This is a genomic window from Scytonema sp. PCC 10023, from assembly GCF_963920835.1.
Taxonomy (GTDB): domain Bacteria; phylum Cyanobacteriota; class Cyanobacteriia; order Cyanobacteriales; family Nostocaceae; genus Kalymmatonema.
Genome location: NZ_CAWUDP010000438.1, coordinates 1 through 212, shown reverse-complemented (window position 1 = coordinate 212; position 212 = coordinate 1). Strand labels below are relative to the sequence as shown.

Annotated in this window: 1 protein-coding gene; it reads right to left on the bottom strand. The window is 68.4% G+C overall.

Going from position 1 to position 212, the window contains the following annotated elements; translation table 11 throughout:
- A partial coding sequence (locus tag ACM0OZ_RS49500; protein ID WP_414590264.1) for an FAD-binding domain-containing protein occupies positions 1-212 on the bottom strand: 212 nt, incomplete at both ends.

Below are 212 nucleotides of genomic sequence, written 5' to 3'. Positions count from 1 at the left end.
CCGTCGCCAGGCCTCCAGCGCCGCCGGATCATCCCGCCATGGCATGGCGTCATATTCCGCTCGGAAGGCCCGGCTTTCGATGAAGGGGAAATGGTGCAGCAGGTGCGTCGAGAAATCGCGCCACACGATCTCGGCGACGAACTTCTCGGCTTCTGCGGCCGGAACGCGCCCCTGAACGGCGGCTTCGCGCGCCTCACGCACCGCCCGCCAGG